We start from the raw sequence: 16,916 nt of genomic DNA on the forward strand, positions 1-16,916 counted from the left end.
CGGAAATTCCTCACTTCCGATACTGAAAATAAAGAAACGATCATGCGGAAAATCTTCAAAACGGAAGATTATCGGGAAATCGTCAATCGATTGAAGACGAAAAAAGACAAAGCGAACGAGCAATTGATGGATGAAAAAAGGAAAGTGGATGGATTTATCCAGCAAATTGCGAATTTGGTTCCGCATAGGGAATCGCTTCTCTTCCAGGTTTTATCACAGGAATATGTAAATACTTCGCAAGTGATGGATGGGCTTGACGAGGAAATCGGGCATTATGCCGTGAAACGTACCGAAGATGAATCGAAGTATACAGCTGCCTATCAACAGCATGCGGCAATGTTGGAGACGTACCATACGGCTAAAAAATGCAATGAGCAATTTGAACAGCTAGGCCAACGCAAAATGGCACTTAAAAAATTAATGGAAGAGATTCCATCTATTCAGTTGAAGGAAAAGCGGATCGCAGACGCCGAACGGGCATCGGTCATCCATGAAATCGAGAGCCAGTTCAGAATGTTGGCCGAAGAAGCGAAGTCGAAAGGGAGTGAACACCAAAATGCAGTCGCTGCGGTACAAAAGGCGACGAAATGGGTAGAAGAGAAAAAGCATGCTTATAAAGAAGAAGAGGGGAACGAGCAAGAAAGGGGAGCACTTGCAGAACGGCTCATCCGATTGCGTGACCACCTTCCTGCCGTAAAAGACTTGGCAGCAAAGGAAACGAAAGTAAAGAATGTAAAAGTGAAGATCGAAAAGATGGAAGGCGAATTTGTTGAGGCGTCTGAAAAGGCGGAAGCGGAAAAGAAAAAAATTGCCGATCTGAATGAGCAAATCGAGAAATCTGAACAGATGATTGCTCCTTACAACAAGCTGTTTGAAGAATTGAACATGATTAGATTGCATTACAAGGTTGTCCGTGACTTTGAAAATCTAAAGAAAGAACACGCACTTTGGATAGAAAAGAAAGAGATGGCATCTACCAAGTTCATTCAAACGAAAAATGAGTTCGAGATTATACAAAATGCGTGGTTAAATGATCAAGCCACACATTTAGCGCAAACGTTGAAGGATGGGGAACCATGCCCTGTCTGCGGAAGTGCCCATCACCCGGCTAAAATTACCGGCCATGATGCGAAAGCTGTTTCCCGCGATGAGCTTGAGTTGAAAAGGTCAAATTTGGCGGAGGTTGAAAGTGCATTCCGAACTGTAGAGGCGAGATGTGAAAGCGTACTAAATCAGATTTCAGAGAAAGAACAAGAAATGATCGAACTGCAAATCATTGATGGGCTCGAAGTTTTGGTTGCAAAAGGGCAGCAAACAGCTGAGAAAGTGGAACAGTTAAAAAATGTACGAAATGAACTTGTTTCATTGAAAGAGCGGCAAAAGAGAGCTGATAAGGTATCAACTGAATGGATTGCGCGGAAATCGGAAATCGAACAGGCATTGTTTGCGCAAAAAACGTTATATGCGCAGGAATTTGCATTACTGGAAAGGGAGCTATCTTCCATACCTGAAGGGCTTCGGGATCTCGCGCATCTTCAAGCGGAAATCGATGAAACGGAATTGCGCAAACGCCAAATGGACGAGGCATGGCAACTTGTGCGGAAAAATGTGGAAGAAGCAAAGGAACGACTTGCCACTTCCATCAATTCCGAGCATCATTTGAAAAAATCCGTTGATGAATGTGTTGCCAAAAGAGATCAAGCGGAGGATAGATTCAAGAAGGCTTTGCAAGCTTCTGAATTCAGTACGGAAGAAGAGTACCGGCAAGCAAAAATGTCGGAAGGGGACAGGCTCCAGCTGAAGGAATACGTTTTGCAGTTCAAGCAGCGCCTTCACACGATGAAAGAAGCGATTGATGAGCTTGAAGCTGGCCTCGTCGGAAAAGAGAAAACAGATCTGGATGGCCTAATGGAAACGATTCAATCATTGAAATCGGCTTATGAAAAAGCGTTCGCGGCATGGAATCATTCCATCGAGTGTGAGAAAGCTTTGATCCGATTGAAATCAGATATCGAGAATTCAGCAAAAGGCGTGGCGGATCTTGAAAGGCAAGTCGGTAAAATAACGGGGTTATACGATGTCATCCGTGGCCAAAATGATCATAAGCTATCATTTGAACGTTTCATTCAAATTGATTATTTGGAGAGGATCATCCAATCTGCGAATGAAAGGCTGCGATCTCTTTCCAACGGACAATATGAATTGATCCGCAGCGATCGCCAGGAAGTCCGGGGAAGACAAAGCGGCTTAGGGCTGGATGTATACGATGCTTACACCGGACAAAACAGAGATGTGAAGACGTTGTCCGGAGGGGAGAAATTCAATGCTTCACTCAGCTTGGCACTAGGCATGGCGGACGTCATCCAAAGTTATCAAGGTGCAGTGTCCATCGAAACGATGTTCATCGATGAAGGGTTTGGAACATTGGACGAAGAAGCTTTGCAAAAAGCGGTTGATACACTCGTCGATTTGCAAAGGTCCGGCAGAATGATCGGCGTCATATCGCATGTGGAAGAATTAAAAACGGCCTTTCCGGCAATTCTTGAGGTACAGAAATCCAGGGAAGGGCATAGCGTCACTCGATTTATTCTGAAATGAATAGGGCAGGGGGGTTCAACCTCCTGTCCTATTTTAATACTCATAATCACTGAATTTAACTAATAAATCAATATATTTTAAAGATATTTTACTATTGCATTTATACACGTAGAGGTTTATTATGAAAAAACGCGATATATTGCATACATCATAAAGCGCAATTACCAACATGAAGGGGTTCAAAAACCATGCAAAATAAACTATCCTTTTCTTCTTTTCTTTTAATAGGAATTATGTTATTCGCCCTTTTCTTTGGTGCTGGAAATTTAATCTTTCCCGCTCAATTGGGACAATATGCTGGAACGAATTTGTGGCCGGCAGTCATTGGCTTTCTTATTACTGGAGTAGGATTGCCGCTTCTTGGCATACTCGCCATGGGCTTTTCAGGAAGCCGAAACTTACAGGACTTGGCGAGTCGGGTGCATCCCGTCTATGCAGTTTTATTTACCTCTTTATTATATTTGACGATTGGTCCGTTCTTTGCAGCTCCGCGGACAGGGGCGGTCGCATTTGATATCGGGTTCTCCGCATTCATCCCGGAGGATTCCATGCGTATCGGTTTGTTCATCTTCACACTTATCTTTTTCGGTGTGACATTATGGCTATCGCTTAACCCGGCAAAGATCGTTGATCGTGTCGGAAAGATCATGTCGCCGGCTATCATTGTTTTATTGCTCATCCTGCTGGCCATGGCTTTCATCAATCCGATGGGAGCAGCCCAAGCCCCTGTGGATGCGTATGCGGATGATGCATTCATGAAAGGGTTCATGGAAGGATACAACACGATGGATGCTTTGGCGTCGCTTGTCTTCGGCATTATTGTCATTAATGTCATCCGTTCTATGGGTGTGACGGACAAGGTTCAAATCCTGTCGGCAACAGCAAAAACAGGTTTTGTCGCAGCGGGATTCCTTGCACTTTTATATGTAGGGATCGCCTATCTAGGTGCGACAACAACAGAGAAATTCGGTCTTCTGGATACAGGTGGGCCTGTGTTAAGTGGCGCAGCTTCTTATTATTTCGGAACTTTTGGATCAGTCATGCTTGCAGTGATCATTATCCTTGCCTGCTTGACGACGAGTATCGGGTTAGTCACTGCTTGTGGTGAGTATTTCCATACGATCATTCCCAAGGTGAGCTACAAATTTTTTGTCATGATTTTCACGGCATTTTGTTTCATCGTGTCAAACTTCGGATTGTCCAATATCATTACGTATTCGATTCCGGTCTTGATGTTTTTATATCCGCTTGCTGTTGTGCTCATGTTGCTGACGTTCACGTCGCCGTTGTTCAATCATTCGAGAATCGTCTATGTTAGTGCAACGGTTGTGGCATTATTGATAAGTGTTATAGATGGAGTGAAAACTCTATATGGTACGTTGGAGATTGCTGAAGCGGATTGGCCAAACTGGCTAAGCAATACTGTGACTTTCTATGATACTATTTTGCCGTACTACAGTGAAGGCCTCGGGTGGCTTCTTCCGGTTGTGATCGTAATGCTTATTACGGGTATCATAGCCAAGTTGTTTCAGCCGTCTGTGTAATAATGAGCACTCCAATTTAAAAAGTAACCGCTGAAAATGGCTTCTGATACACTGCATTGCGATTATGGAAACGAATTATCGTTTCCATAATCGCTCTTTTTTAGCTTGGAAGCCGTGGATTTCCGTTTTGGCAATCCTGCTCTCAACGCTATGCTTTTGTTCGCAAACGCCGTTCTTCGTGACGGCGATCGCAGGAGTCGGCGCCTGCACTCCAAGCAACAGATACTCCTAGCCAAATAGACCTGACGAATATTTTTTTTTTCGCAAGGTCAGATGTGCTATAGTGGCCGAATATGTAACCGTTTTTAGAAGGAAGATAGATTTTCGAAAGATTTAGGGAAACTTATGCTAAAATAAGCTAAAGGGTTGTGAAGATTCAGTTAAAATATTCTCAATAATTATTATGCAACAAACGGGCCATTTAGTAAAACAAGGAGGATATGATATTAACCGTACTTATACATTGAAAAGGATGATACTAAATGCTCGGAATAAAAGATTATAATCCTAAAATTTATACTAACCCATCCGGCATATTAAAAGACCATAAAGCTCAGCTGGAAAGGCTAAAAGGGAAACATATACAAGAAATTTGGGTTGCTTGGGAACAGGCTAGCGATGAATGGTTTAGGGATTGTCCAGTTATTATTCGTTTTGAAGAGTGTCAAATAGAGTTATGTGCCTTTAAGTGGGATGAATACTTTATTACATTTGATGAGATCTCTGTTTTACAAGATATTGAATGGTATGGAACAGATTTACCGATTAAATGGGAAAAGAACAAAATAAACGGGCTGAATTTTGCGATTAATAAACGCATAAATGATATTGAAATTATTGAAAGATGTGAAGGGAAAAGCACCGAGTTTTGTTATTTAGATGGCATAGGATTTCAATTAAATGATGGTTATTTTGCTGTCTGCAATGGATTGGATGAGAATTTAATTATCACTGACAGAAAAGAAGGACCGAATTATAAGAGAATAAATATTTGAGGAACAACTCTTTAGCTATCGAGCGTTTGCAGCATAGAGGATTGCACCTACTATCCCGCATAAGGGCCATTTAATCAAAATCTGACAGGGAGAGAACTTAAATGGAAATTTATCAAGCTGGGATTGAAGACTTAGAAGGAGTATCAAATTTATTTAATGCATACCGTATGTTTTATAAACAAACATCTAATTTAGAGGGTGCAAAAGGTTATATAAAAGAGCGTTTAGAAAATGAAGACTCCGTAATATTTATTGTTAAGAACAATCAAAAGTATATAGGATTCACACAACTTTATCCAAGCATTTTTCATCAATCTCGATGAAAAATGCTTGGATACTAAATGATTTGTTTATCGATCCAGAAGCCAGAAAACAAGGAATAGGAGAAATGCTTTTACATAAGGCGAAAGATTATGCCATTAAAACAGGTGCCAAGAGCATAAGTCTAAGTACAGCACCAGACAATTTTTCTGCCCAAAGACTGTATGAGAAAAATGGATATGAACGGGATTCACAGTTTTATCACTATGAATTAAGTTTAACTTAATAACAATTTTCGACAATCGGGCGCGATTGTAAAACAATACGCTTGTCATTAATACATTATTACATCAACAAACGCTCAAACTTCTAAGCGTTTGTTTCTATTTCTGCTACCGATTTATTGTGGAGATATTTGCTGAATATATTGTTATTTAAATTGTTTTGAATAGGTTCCGTTGGTGGGAGCGAAAGGCGGCGACTCCTGCGAACGCCGTTACGAAGAACGGCGTTTGCGACCAAAAGCGAAGCGTTGGGAGCAGGATGCCTTAATTTCTGCAAAGTGCGCAGAAATTAAGGCCAATCGAACCCTTCGCTGTTCGATTGGCTTACCGCCCGCCCTGCGGAAAGCGTCCGCCCGAAGCGCAAATCAACAGTGTTTCAAGTGAATCATGACTTTAAAGGGCTTTTTAGTCTGTTTTCTTGGAATGAAATTCATCGATGGCACGGAGCCAGTTTTCACGCATGATCGACGCTGCTTTTTCTCCATTGCCTTCCTTTAGCAGCTTGATAATATCTTTATGCTCTTCAATTGACTTTTCTGTCAAAATGATTGAGTTATGGAAGAAAAGCCGGCGTACATGAGTTTGCAACGAAGCGACAATCGTATGAATATATTGGTTTGCCGCTTGGTCGACGATAATTTGATGAAAGTCTTCGTCGATCTTCAATGCTGTAAAATAATCCTCTTCCTGAACAGCCTTGGCGAAACGAGCATTTGTCTCTTCCAATTCTTTTATAACCTTTACATTCAAGTTCGGAGCTGCGAGTTCCGTGGATAAAGCTTGCATGGCGGCTAAAGGAGGCAAAAGGTCATTGATCGACTCTTTGTCCACCTCTGTTACCTGTGTCGCTTTTCCAGGATACATTTTCACGAACCCTTGGACCTCCAGCAACTGAAGTGACTCGCGGATCGGAGTTCTGCTTACGCCGAGCGCTTCCGCCAATTCGATATCGTTCAATTTTTCCCCTGGCTGCAATGTACCATCGATAATCCATTGCTGTAATTGAGTGAATGCACTTTCTTTCGCTGTTATCCGTGTCGGCCGTTGATGTTCCGAAGGTATCGGCATTGCTGATCACCATCCTGCTTGCAATTTGACTATCCTGTCCTGCATCATTTCTAGTACTATTAGTATACATGAAATGGATGAACGAGGAAAGTAGTGATATACAATATATCGGATTCAGATCGGACGGGTATAGACGAGCGAAATGTCTTTATCCTCCACTGCCGCTCCATATGAAATCTCTTCACGCTTGAATGAGAAGCCTTTTGCTTCATAAAAAGGGATTCCATACATATTGCCTTTTGCGACTGAAACCCATTGCCGATCAGCCCCGTATGTATGCTTTTGTATTTTTGTATAAAAACTGAGCAGTCTTGAACCGATCCCGTTTCCTCTTGTGTCTGGGTCGACATAGAAGACGTAAATTTCTGCATCAGTCTCATTTCTCATTCCCCCTCCGATGACTCCGAGAAGAGTTCCTTTCTTTTCAGCGACAATATAGCCGTGCCAGCTTTTGTCGATTGTTGTGACTTCCTGTTCGATGCGTTCGACATTGTAATAATTCTCGATTAACCGCACAATATAGGCGTCTGTAAACAGCTCTCCGTACGTGAACCACTGACATCGTGAAAGCAAGTCAGCAATGGTTTTTGCTTCATCTCTTCTTGCCGATCTTACTAAAATTTTCGCCAAATCGATCTCCCTTTCTGTGTAATAATCTCTCTTCTTTTGTAATGAGAATGGCTGCAAACTGTAACATCCATGTAATACTTCACTGCTAATCTATGGATAGACTAAAAAGGTGGGGAGTAGAAAACTTGAGAAAACATATTGTGACGGTTATTTTTACAGTAGTTTTATTGATCGGTAGTTCGACCGAAAGTTTTGCAGCCTCTTCAACATATAAGGTCAAAAAAGGTGACACACTTTATAGTATCGCTGCAATGCATAATGTCACCGTAAAAGAATTGAAAACATGGAATGGCATGAAGTCTGAGGTCATTCATCCGAACCAGAACTTGAAGATTGTGAAGACCGATACGGATGTCAAAAAACAATCGCAATCCAATGTTGCTAAAACACCATCGCGATCCGATGATGACAATGTAGTAAAGGAAATCACGGTTTCCGCAAGTGCTTACACGGCGAATTGCAACGGTTGCTCTGGCATCACCTCGACAGGCATCAACTTGAAGCAAAATCCTGACGTCAAAGTGATTGCTGTTGATCCGTCCATTATACCATTAGGCACGAAAGTGTACGTGGAAGGATACGGATATGCCATAGCTGGAGATACTGGCGGCGCGATTAAAGGAAATAAAATCGATGTCTTCTTCCCAAGCAAAAGCGAAGCGTATAAATGGGGAAGGAAACAAGTGAAGATAAAAATATTGAAATGACGATAGCAGGCCAATCCCTTCAAGTTTTGAGGGGGTTGGCTATTTTAATTCATCCGCTCTCACATCCATCATGATAAACTATTGTAAAACAAGGGGAATGGGGAGTGAAGATGGAGAAAAGAAGATTGATCATCGGGGTAATCGCAATTCTTGCTATCGGATTGTATATTTGGATTGCTTATTTCGAAATTCCGTCAAAGGTGAAAAAAGGGGAAGATAACCTTCAAGAGGAATCGTGGATGGGGGAAATTTATACTTATCAGAAGGGGGAAGACAGATGAATGTTTATATTGTTACCGGTGCATCGAAAGGAATCGGTTTTGAATTGATGAGTCAATTGAAGAGGAGAGCGAACAAAGTAATCGGTATCGCCAGGACGAATGAAAACGAAGTCGCTGACATGGTGACTGCGGATCTTTCGCGGACCGATCATTTGGCTGGCATCATTGCGAATGTAGTGGAAGAGAACGTTTCATCCGCCACATCGTTCACATTGATCAATAACGCGGGTACAGTAGAGCCGATCGGTTTAGTCGGCACGATTGACGAAACGAAAATGGCGCAAGCGCTTGCTGTTAATCTGACCGCTCCTATGATTTTATCGAATGCCTTCATCTCTATTCTTGAAAAGTTTGAGGGACGCAAAAGGATTGTAAATATATCTTCGGGGGCAGGACGGAATCCATATGAAGGCTGGGGCGTTTATTGTACGACGAAAGCAGGACTCGATCATTTTTCGCGGGTCATATCTTTGGAGCAGGAGAAAGCGGAATTCCCAGTCGAAATCATTTCGATTGCCCCTGGAATTATCGACACCGACATGCAGGAAACAATCCGGGCAAGCAATGCGGATGATTTTCCGTTGCACGATCGTTTCGTCGACTACAAGCAGCAAGGGCATTTAAGCAGTGCGGAAGAGACAGCAGGCAAGCTGATTGCCATAATGGATCGCAAAGACTTCGGCAAGCTGGGGCCGATTGCGGACATCCGGCAGATTATAGAATGAGAAAACGCTTGGACCCAAACGGTTCCAAGCGTTTTTTTACTCCTTCACCCGTACAACTTCATCAAAATCCCTCACTTTTTCAATTGCAATCAAAAATGGGGGATTTTTACGTTGGTTTAGCAATTCATAGCGGGCAACGTGAACATCAGCCTGATGGAGAGATTTCACATATGCGAGCAATGCATCCCGCTCTTCCTTGCCGCCATCATGACCATCATAGACGGATATCGTAATGATCCCACCCTTTTTCAACATGCCGAGCAGCTTATCGATCGCTTCGATTGTGGAGTCGGGTTTTGTAATGATGGACAAATCTTCACTATATGGAAGATAACCTAAATTGAACATTGCACCTCCAATCGACTTCGTTATATATTGATCCACATTGGCATGGCTGTCCAAAATTAATGTGACGCGGTCGTTCAGTGTATCCAATCTGTTGGCGGTCGCTTCGAGTGCTGCTTGTTGGATATCAAAAGCGTATACACGGCCTTCTTCACCGACGAGTTCCGCTAAGAATAATGTGTCATTCCCGTTTCCCGCAGTCGCGTCGACTACCGACTCACCTGGCAACACAGTTTCACTGATCAAACGTTTCGAAAATGGTAAAACCCGGTGCAATACAATTTGACTCATATGCGTTCAACCGCCTTTCCGAAAAACTTTCCTTGGTAGCTGTCACGGCGTTTCAATTCTCTATCGATGCCGTTCAGCACATCCCACTTCGAAGCACTCCACATCGGACCGATCATCAACTCGAGTGGTCCGTCTCCGGTAATTCGATGGACAATCATGTCAGGTGGAAGAATTTCAAGCTGATCGACAACAAGGTTGATATATTCATCCATCTCTAGGAACTCGAGCATGCCTTTTTCATATTGTTTCACCATCGGCGTTCCTTTCAGCAAATGCAATAAATGAATCTTGATGCCTTGTACATCTAGTTTTGCCACTTCTCTTGCCGTTTCCATCATCATCTCTCTATCTTCGAGCGGCAGACCATTAATGATATGGCTGCAAACCCGGAGGCCGTGCTTCCTCAATTTTTCTACGCCTTCTACGTATGTCGCATAATCATGCGCTCTATTTACGAGCTTGGCCGTTTTTTCATGAACGGTCTGCAAGCCTAATTCCACCCATAAATACGTCCGTTCATTCAGCTCGGCCAAATAGTCGACGACGTCATCTGGAAGGCAATCAGGACGAGTGCCGATTGACAGCCCAACAACACCTGGTTGGGCGAGTGCCGCTTCGAACTTCTCCTTCAAAACGGGAAGCGGGGCATGTGTATTCGTATATGCTTGGAAATAGGCGATATATTTGCCTTCCCTCCATTTCTGGTGCATCTTATCGCGGATTTCCGCGAACTGGACATCTATCGTTTTTGCCCGGTCTCCCGCAAAATCTCCAGAGCCTGCCACACTGCAAAAAGTACAACCGCCATAAGCGACTGTGCCATCGCGGTTTGGGCAATCAAATCCTGCATCCAGTGCGACCTTAAATACTTTGAATCCGAATTCGTCCTTCAAATGTCTTGACCATGTATGATACCGTTTCCCCTCTGTCGGAAACGGGTAACTGAAGTCTGCCATCTGTTTCAACTCCTCTAATCGTACATTGTATCATGTCGGATTCAATCAGTGTCATCTGAATTGCGGAACATATTCCGTTTTTGTTGTCCAGAACCGGAAAAAGGCATACACTCGAAATAGCTTTTGACAAGTAGGAGAGAAAGATCGGAGGCGATATGAATGCCTAAAAAAGTTTGGCTTCTCATTATAGGGATGTTTGTTAATGTCATAGGGAACTCGTTCCTTTGGCCTTTGAATACAATTTATATGCATGACTACCTTGGCAAATCGTTGGCGGTCGCAGGGCTTGTCTTAATGGCGAACGCCGGAGCAGGTGTTGTCGGGAATTTGCTCGGTGGATTTTTATTCGACAAAATCGGAGGATTCAAATCAATCATGGCGGGCATTGTCATTTCGATTTTGGCGCTTGCCTACCTGGTTTACGACCATAGTTGGTATCCTTATATCATTCTGCTAACCATATTGGGATTCAGTGGCGGCGTCATCTTTCCGAGTATGTATGCAATGGTTGGCACTGTATGGCCTGAAGGCGGCAGGAAAGCGTTCAACTCGATCTATTTAGCGCAGAATGTCGGAGTTGCCATCGGGCCGGCACTGGCAGGTTTGATAGCTTCAGTTCATATCGATACTATTTTCTCTGCCAATTTGGTCTTTTATGTCATTTTTCTTTTCATTGCCTACTTCGGGTATAAAAAATTGGAAATCGCGCCTGATCGCCATACGGATGTCATTCGTGAGACAGCGCGAATCAAGAATAAAGCGCCTTTCTATGCTTTGCTCATTTTAGTCGGCGGCTATTTAATCACGTGGCTCGTCTATTCCCAATGGTCGACGACGATTTCCACGCATGCCTTATCACTAGGCGTGACATTGAGGGAGTACAGCTTCATATGGACAATCAATGGATTGCTGATCGTTATCGGACAGCCGCTTATCAAACCGCTCATCAAACGGCTTGAGAAGCAGCTGAAAGCACAGATGATCATCGGGACGGTCATCTTCATCATTTCCTTTATCGTCGTCAGTTTTGCTGGTTCTTTCCAACTATTCATCGTTTCGATGATCATTCTTACTTTCGGTGAAATGATCGTATGGCCAGCTATCCCGACATTGGCGAGCCAGCTTGCACCGAAAGGGCGCGACGGGTTTTACCAAGGAATCGTCAACTCCGCCGCGACGATCGGACGTATGATCGGTCCTTTGGCGGGAGGTATCCTTGTTGAAATCTACGGGATGAAAATGATGCTTTTGCTTCTGACGAGTCTCATGGTCATTACAATTGTCACAACTCTACTATACGATCGACCGTTGAGATCAGGAGAAAAACCGGAAATCCAATAGGGGATTTCCGGTTTTTCAGTTTAGAAGATTGCGCCCCATCAAATAGTTTGATTAAATGAAATGGAGGAGAGTTGTAATTTTTCTGAAGGATTCAAAGGGGGAATGTTAGATGAAACCGATTTATTCAACAGCTATGGAAGCGATTTCACAAATCGAGGACGGCTCGACGTTAATGGTCGGGGGCTTCGGACTTGTCGGAATCCCGGAACAGCTCATTTTGGCACTCGTCGAAAAAGGCGTCAAGGATTTGACGATCATTTCGAATAATTGCGGTGTGGATGAATGGGGCCTCGGCCTTTTATTGAAAGAAAAACAGATTAAAAAGATGGTCGGCTCGTATGTCGGAGAAAACAAGGAATTTGAACGCCAAGTGCTGTCAGGCGAGATTGAGGTTGAACTGACTCCGCAAGGAACGCTCGCTGAAAAGATCCGTGCTGGGGGTGCAGGGATCCCTGCATTTTACACACCTGCTGGAGTAGGGACGACAGTGGCTGAGGGAAAAGAGATCCGGGAGTTCAACGGCAAGGAATATGTCCTTGAAGAAGCGCTCGTCGCTGATTTTGCTTTGGTCCGCGCAGCGAAGGCGGATAAAATCGGGAACTTGATCTATAACAAGACTGCCCAAAACTTCAATCCGATGATGGCTGCTGCAGGTAAGATTACGATTGCGGAAGTGGAGGAAATAGTGGAGACGGGGCAACTCGATCCAGCGGCAATCCATACGCCGAGTATTTACGTGCAAGGTCTATTGCAAGCGGAACAGGAAAAGCGAATCGAGCGACTAACGACTCGATAAGGGAAGGGGATGTTCACGGTGAATTTCAGAGAAAGAATTGCAAGACGTGCGGAAAAGGAAATCAACGATGGCGACTACGTCAATCTTGGCATTGGCATGCCTACTTTAGTCGCAAACTATATATCTGATGATAAAACGGTCGTCCTTCAATCGGAAAACGGACTTCTTGGCATCGGTCCGTATCCGACGGAAGACCAAGTCGATCCTGACTTGATCAATGCGGGAAAAGAAACGGTGACGACGATCCCAGGCTCTGCATTTTTCCATAGTGCGGAATCATTCGCGATGATCCGTGGAGGACATGTCGATGTAGCGATCCTTGGCGGTATGGAAGTGTCTGAAAAAGGCGATCTTGCCAACTGGATGATTCCAGGCAAAATGATTAAAGGAATGGGCGGCGCAATGGATCTCGTACATGGCGCGAAAAAAATCATCGTCATCATGGATCATGTCGCGAAAGACGGTTCGGCAAAAATCAAGAAGGAATGCTCTTTGCCGTTGACAGGAAAAGGTGTCGTCCATAAAATCATTACAGAACGCGCCTTGATCGACGTGACGCCTGAAGGTCTTGAATTAAAGGAAGTGTTCGAAGGATTCACCCTCGAAGACGTCATTAATTCAACCGAAGCGGATTTGAAAGTGAATATTGGTTGATTACTACATGCCGAGTCCTCGTTAATAGGCTTGGCATTTTTTTATCTATCGAATAAGTGGAATTATCTATTGAATCTGGCGACTTATCTATCGAATCGAAAAAGTTATCTATTGAATATGTGAAGTTATCTATTGAATCCGAAAAGTTTTCACCGAAAAGGGACCTTGGACTCATCTGATTCCTAGTGACTTCCATCAAATTATAAGACATCTAGTTGTAATTTGTAACACTTTCGGGTACACTACAATAAACTGAATTCAAATAGCGTTGGCATTGAAGAGGAATTAGTAATCGGTCCGGTCGATTGAAGAGAGCAGGCGGTTTGGTGCAAGCCTGTACGACTACGATGAACTCGCCTTTGAGCCTGCATCGGTGAACGAAAAGTAGCCAGTGCCGTTTTCCGCGTTAAGGAAACAAGTTGGACGGCATTGTCGTCAATTTGGGTGGCACCGCGGGAGTACATATACCTCTCGTCCCTTATCTTTTTAAGGGACGGGAGTTTTTTTATTTCCGCAAAAAGCGATTTGAATGTAATGGGAAGGAATGAAAAGTGATGAGTTACAAACACGTAGAAATTGAGAAGAAGTGGCAGCAGTATTGGAAGGACAATAAGACGTACAAAATGGTGAACGATGAATCAAAGCCGAAATTCTATGCGCTTGATATGTTCCCATACCCATCCGGAGCTGGACTTCATGTCGGCCATCCGCTTGGCTATATCGCAACGGATATCTTAAGTTCATTTAAACGAAAGCAGGGCTATAATGTTCTTCACCCGATGGGATGGGACGCTTTCGGATTGCCAGCTGAGCAATATGCGATTGATACGGGCAATGACCCTGCTGAATTTACAGCGAAAAACATTGCGACGTTCAAGCGTCAAATGAATGATCTTGGCTTTTCCTATGACTGGGATCGTGAAGTAAATACAACAGATCCGAAATACTACAAATGGACGCAATGGATTTTCATCCAATTGTATAAAAAGGGCTTGGCATATATCGATGAAGTGCCTGTCAACTGGTGCCCGGCACTTGGAACGGTCCTTGCGAACGAGGAAGTAATCGATGGTAAATCAGAACGTGGCGGTCATCCGGTTGAACGCCGTCCGATGCGCCAATGGGTGTTGCGCATTACAGAATATGCGGATCGCCTACTTGAGGATCTTGAAGATGTTGATTGGCCGGATAGCTTGAAGGATATGCAACGCAACTGGATCGGCCGTTCAGAAGGTGCTCAATTGACGTTCGACATTGATGGAACTGATCTTTCATTTGAAGCATTCACGACACGTCCGGATACTATTTTCGGTGCAACTTACGCAGTACTTGCTCCCGAGCATAAGCTAGTCAACAAGATTACGACAGCCGAGCAAAGGGAAGCCGTTGATGCTTATTTGGATAAAGTGAAAACAAAAAGCGACTTGGAACGTACTGACCTTGCGAAAGAAAAGACGGGTGTATTCACGGGCGCTTACGCGATCAACCCTGCGAGCGGCGAGAAAATGCCGATCTGGATTGCGGACTATGTACTTGCTTCGTATGGAACGGGTGCTATTATGGCAGTTCCTGCGCATGACGAAAGGGATTATGAGTTCGCGGTTGAATTCAATTTGCCAATCATTGAAGTCGTTGCAGGTGGAGATATTTCTAAGGAAGCATATATAGGTGATGGCGAGCATATCAACTCCGATTTCTTGAACGGACTAGGGAAAGAGGGAGCAATCGAAAAGGCGATTGCGTGGTTTGTTGAAAATGGCAAAGGCGAGAAGAAAATCACGTACCGCCTTCGCGATTGGTTGTTCTCCAGACAACGTTATTGGGGGGAACCGATTCCGATCATCCATTGGGAAGACGGCTCGATGACTCCAGTCGATGAATCTGAATTGCCATTGATGTTGCCGAAAACGGATAATATCAAACCGAGCGGAACAGGTGAGTCTCCACTCGCGAATATTGAAGAGTGGGTCAACGTCGTTGATCCAGTCACTGGCATGAAAGGCCGTCGCGAAACGAATACAATGCCGCAATGGGCAGGCAGCTGCTGGTACTATTTGCGCTATATCGATCCTGATAATGACGAAATGCTAATTGATCCAAAGCTTGCGGAACGCTGGTTGCCGGTCGACATTTACGTTGGTGGTGCGGAGCACGCGGTACTTCACCTTCTATACGCACGCTTCTGGCATAAAGTGCTTTACGATATCGGCGTTGTGCCGACGAAGGAGCCATTCCAGAAACTGTTCAACCAAGGAATGATTCTCGGGGAAGGGCATGTGAAGATGTCCAAGTCACTTGGCAACGTCATCAATCCAGACGACATCGTTCATTCACATGGTGCAGATACACTTCGACTATACGAAATGTTCATGGGACCTCTTGACGCATCCAAAGAATGGTCAACAAATGGCCTAGATGGATCACGTCGCTTCTTGGACCGTATTTGGCGTCTTTTTGTTAATGAAGACGGCACACTAAGTTCGAAAATTGGCGGCGAGCCAGGCGGTGCACTTGAAAAGGTATACCACCAAACTGTGAAGAAAGTAACTGAGGACTTTGAAGGAATGCGCAACAACACTGCCATTTCTCAAATGATGGTATTCATTAATGAAGGCTATAAAGTTGACTCGATTCCAAAAGAATTCGTTGAAGGCTTTGTCGCATTGATTTCACCAATCACTCCGCATCTTGCTGAAGAGCTATGGAAGATGTTAGGCCATCAAGAATCGATCGCATATGCTGCATGGCCGACATACGACGAGTCGAAACTATTCGATGACACAGTCGAAGTAGCTGTACAAATCAACGGAAAAGTCCGTGCGAAAATCGATGTCGCAAAAGACATTACGAAGGAAGAGCTTGAAAAAGTGGCTCTTGCAGATGAAAATGTGAAACAATGGATCGATGGGAAAGAATTGAAAAAGGTCATTGCAATTCCAGGTAGATTGGTCAATATCGTGGCGGTTTGATTAAAATAAGATAGAAATCCGAAGAAATGGATGCGTCCATTTCTTCGGATTTTTTAATTGCGTCCAAAGCGGGCCTTCGTGCGTCCAAAGTAAGCTACTCCGCTTCCAAAGCGGGCCGCTGCGCGTCCAAAGTAAGCTACTCCGCGTCCAAAGCGGGCCGCTGCACGTCTAAAGTAAGCTGCTACACGTCCAAAGCAGGCCGTTGCGCGTCCAAAATAAGCTGCTACACGTCTAAATCAAGCAGCATCACGTCCAAAGCAATCCTCTTCCAAATTAAAAAAACACCAGAATCCTTGAATCTGGTGTTTTAAACGTATTAACCTTCCTTCGCAAATGCCCCTGCATTCATCCCTGCAATCCGCCCAGTAACGAGCGCAGAAGTAATATTATATCCGCCGGTATAACCATGGATATCCAAAATCTCACCACAGAAGAAAAGCCCGTCTTTTTTCCGGGAAGCCATCGTTTTTG

General features: G+C 44.0%; 16 protein-coding genes, 1 pseudogene and 1 other annotated feature. Of the genes and pseudogenes, 11 read left to right on the plus strand and 6 right to left on the minus strand.

The features are described from left to right. Positions 1–2,598, plus strand: a 2,598-nt coding sequence (locus AWV70_RS19860) for an SbcC/MukB-like Walker B domain-containing protein (protein WP_060210253.1), incomplete at its 5' end; no start/stop codon positions are given. A gap of 188 nt (positions 2,599–2,786) precedes the next feature. Beyond that, the gene (gene brnQ, locus AWV70_RS19865) at positions 2,787–4,142 is read left to right on the plus strand and encodes a branched-chain amino acid transport system II carrier protein (RefSeq protein WP_060210254.1); all 1,356 of its coding nucleotides are present in this window, start codon (positions 2,787–2,789) and stop codon (positions 4,140–4,142) included. A 75-nt stretch (positions 4,143–4,217) separates the two neighbouring features. On the opposite strand, the gene AWV70_RS23945 is transcribed toward brnQ, so the two are convergent. Next, positions 4,218–4,361, minus strand: a complete 144-nt coding sequence (locus AWV70_RS23945; RefSeq protein WP_160327693.1) for a hypothetical protein — start codon at positions 4,359–4,361, stop codon at positions 4,218–4,220. A 263-nt stretch (positions 4,362–4,624) separates the two neighbouring features. Here AWV70_RS23945 and AWV70_RS19870 point away from each other — a divergent pair, with 263 nt between their 5' ends. Both AWV70_RS19870 and AWV70_RS19875 read left to right on the plus strand, forming a co-directional pair. Further along, positions 4,625–5,137, plus strand: a complete 513-nt coding sequence (locus AWV70_RS19870; protein WP_060210255.1) for a hypothetical protein — start codon at positions 4,625–4,627, stop codon at positions 5,135–5,137. A 101-nt stretch (positions 5,138–5,238) separates the two neighbouring features. Beyond that, a pseudogene (locus AWV70_RS19875) lies at positions 5,239–5,684 on the plus strand (GNAT family N-acetyltransferase). A 403-nt stretch (positions 5,685–6,087) separates the two neighbouring features. Here the strand turns inward: AWV70_RS19875 and AWV70_RS19880 are convergent. Both AWV70_RS19880 and AWV70_RS19885 read right to left on the minus strand, forming a co-directional pair. Continuing rightward, positions 6,088–6,750: a GntR family transcriptional regulator gene (locus tag AWV70_RS19880; protein WP_060210256.1), complete on the minus strand. Its 663-nt coding sequence runs from the start codon at positions 6,748–6,750 to the stop codon at positions 6,088–6,090. A 114-nt stretch (positions 6,751–6,864) separates the two neighbouring features. Then, the gene (locus tag AWV70_RS19885) at positions 6,865–7,437 is read right to left on the minus strand and encodes a GNAT family N-acetyltransferase (RefSeq protein ID WP_060210257.1); all 573 of its coding nucleotides are present in this window, start codon (positions 7,435–7,437) and stop codon (positions 6,865–6,867) included. A gap of 68 nt (positions 7,438–7,505) precedes the next feature. Here AWV70_RS19885 and AWV70_RS19890 point away from each other — a divergent pair, with 68 nt between their 5' ends. The 3 genes from AWV70_RS19890 to AWV70_RS19895 all read left to right on the plus strand — a co-directional run bounded on the left by AWV70_RS19890 (position 7,506) and on the right by AWV70_RS19895 (position 9,093). Next, positions 7,506–8,087 (plus strand): 3D domain-containing protein, encoded by a 582-nt coding sequence (locus tag AWV70_RS19890; protein WP_060210258.1) that lies wholly within the window; start codon positions 7,506–7,508, stop codon positions 8,085–8,087. A 104-nt stretch (positions 8,088–8,191) separates the two neighbouring features. Further along, positions 8,192–8,368 (plus strand): hypothetical protein, encoded by a 177-nt coding sequence (locus tag AWV70_RS23950; protein ID WP_160327694.1) that lies wholly within the window; start codon positions 8,192–8,194, stop codon positions 8,366–8,368. Further along, on the plus strand, positions 8,365–9,093 hold the full coding sequence (locus tag AWV70_RS19895; RefSeq protein WP_060210259.1) for an SDR family NAD(P)-dependent oxidoreductase: 729 nt from the start codon (positions 8,365–8,367) through the stop codon (positions 9,091–9,093). Before AWV70_RS23950 ends, AWV70_RS19895 begins: the two co-directional genes overlap by 4 nt. A gap of 36 nt (positions 9,094–9,129) precedes the next feature. Here AWV70_RS19895 and AWV70_RS19900 read toward each other — a convergent pair whose 3' ends face one another. Both AWV70_RS19900 and AWV70_RS19905 read right to left on the minus strand, forming a co-directional pair. Beyond that, entirely contained in the window at positions 9,130–9,729 is a 600-nt protein-coding gene (locus tag AWV70_RS19900) for a class I SAM-dependent methyltransferase (protein ID WP_082713734.1), read from the minus strand. Next, positions 9,726–10,685 (minus strand): TIGR01212 family radical SAM protein, encoded by a 960-nt coding sequence (locus tag AWV70_RS19905; RefSeq protein WP_060210260.1) that lies wholly within the window; start codon positions 10,683–10,685, stop codon positions 9,726–9,728. Before AWV70_RS19905 ends, AWV70_RS19900 begins: the two co-directional genes overlap by 4 nt. 159 nt (positions 10,686–10,844) lie before the next feature. Here AWV70_RS19905 and AWV70_RS19910 point away from each other — a divergent pair, with 159 nt between their 5' ends. The 4 genes from AWV70_RS19910 (at position 10,845) to leuS (ending at position 16,445) form a co-directional block, all read left to right on the plus strand. Then, positions 10,845–12,026: an MDR family MFS transporter gene (locus AWV70_RS19910; RefSeq protein WP_060210261.1), complete on the plus strand. Its 1,182-nt coding sequence runs from the start codon at positions 10,845–10,847 to the stop codon at positions 12,024–12,026. Positions 12,027–12,135: 109 nt separating this feature from the next. Beyond that, a complete protein-coding gene (locus tag AWV70_RS19915) occupies positions 12,136–12,822 on the plus strand; it encodes a CoA transferase subunit A (RefSeq protein WP_060210262.1) in 687 nt (228 codons plus the stop codon). 9 nt (positions 12,823–12,831) lie between these two features. Further along, positions 12,832–13,476: a CoA transferase subunit B gene (locus tag AWV70_RS19920; RefSeq protein ID WP_060210263.1), complete on the plus strand. Its 645-nt coding sequence runs from the start codon at positions 12,832–12,834 to the stop codon at positions 13,474–13,476. Between the two features lie 265 nt (positions 13,477–13,741). Beyond that, positions 13,742–13,958, plus strand: a binding site (T-box leader). A gap of 72 nt (positions 13,959–14,030) precedes the next feature. After that, positions 14,031–16,445 (plus strand): leucine--tRNA ligase, encoded by a 2,415-nt coding sequence (leuS, locus tag AWV70_RS19925; protein ID WP_060210264.1) that lies wholly within the window; start codon positions 14,031–14,033, stop codon positions 16,443–16,445. Positions 16,446–16,761: 316 nt separating this feature from the next. On the opposite strand, the gene AWV70_RS24895 is transcribed toward leuS, so the two are convergent. Then, positions 16,762–16,916 (minus strand): NAD(P)/FAD-dependent oxidoreductase (locus AWV70_RS24895; protein ID WP_235588781.1); only part of this gene is annotated, 155 nt, incomplete at its 5' end.

The organism is Sporosarcina koreensis (genome assembly GCF_001531445.1).
Taxonomy (GTDB): Bacteria; Bacillota; Bacilli; order Bacillales_A; family Planococcaceae; genus Sporosarcina; species Sporosarcina koreensis_C.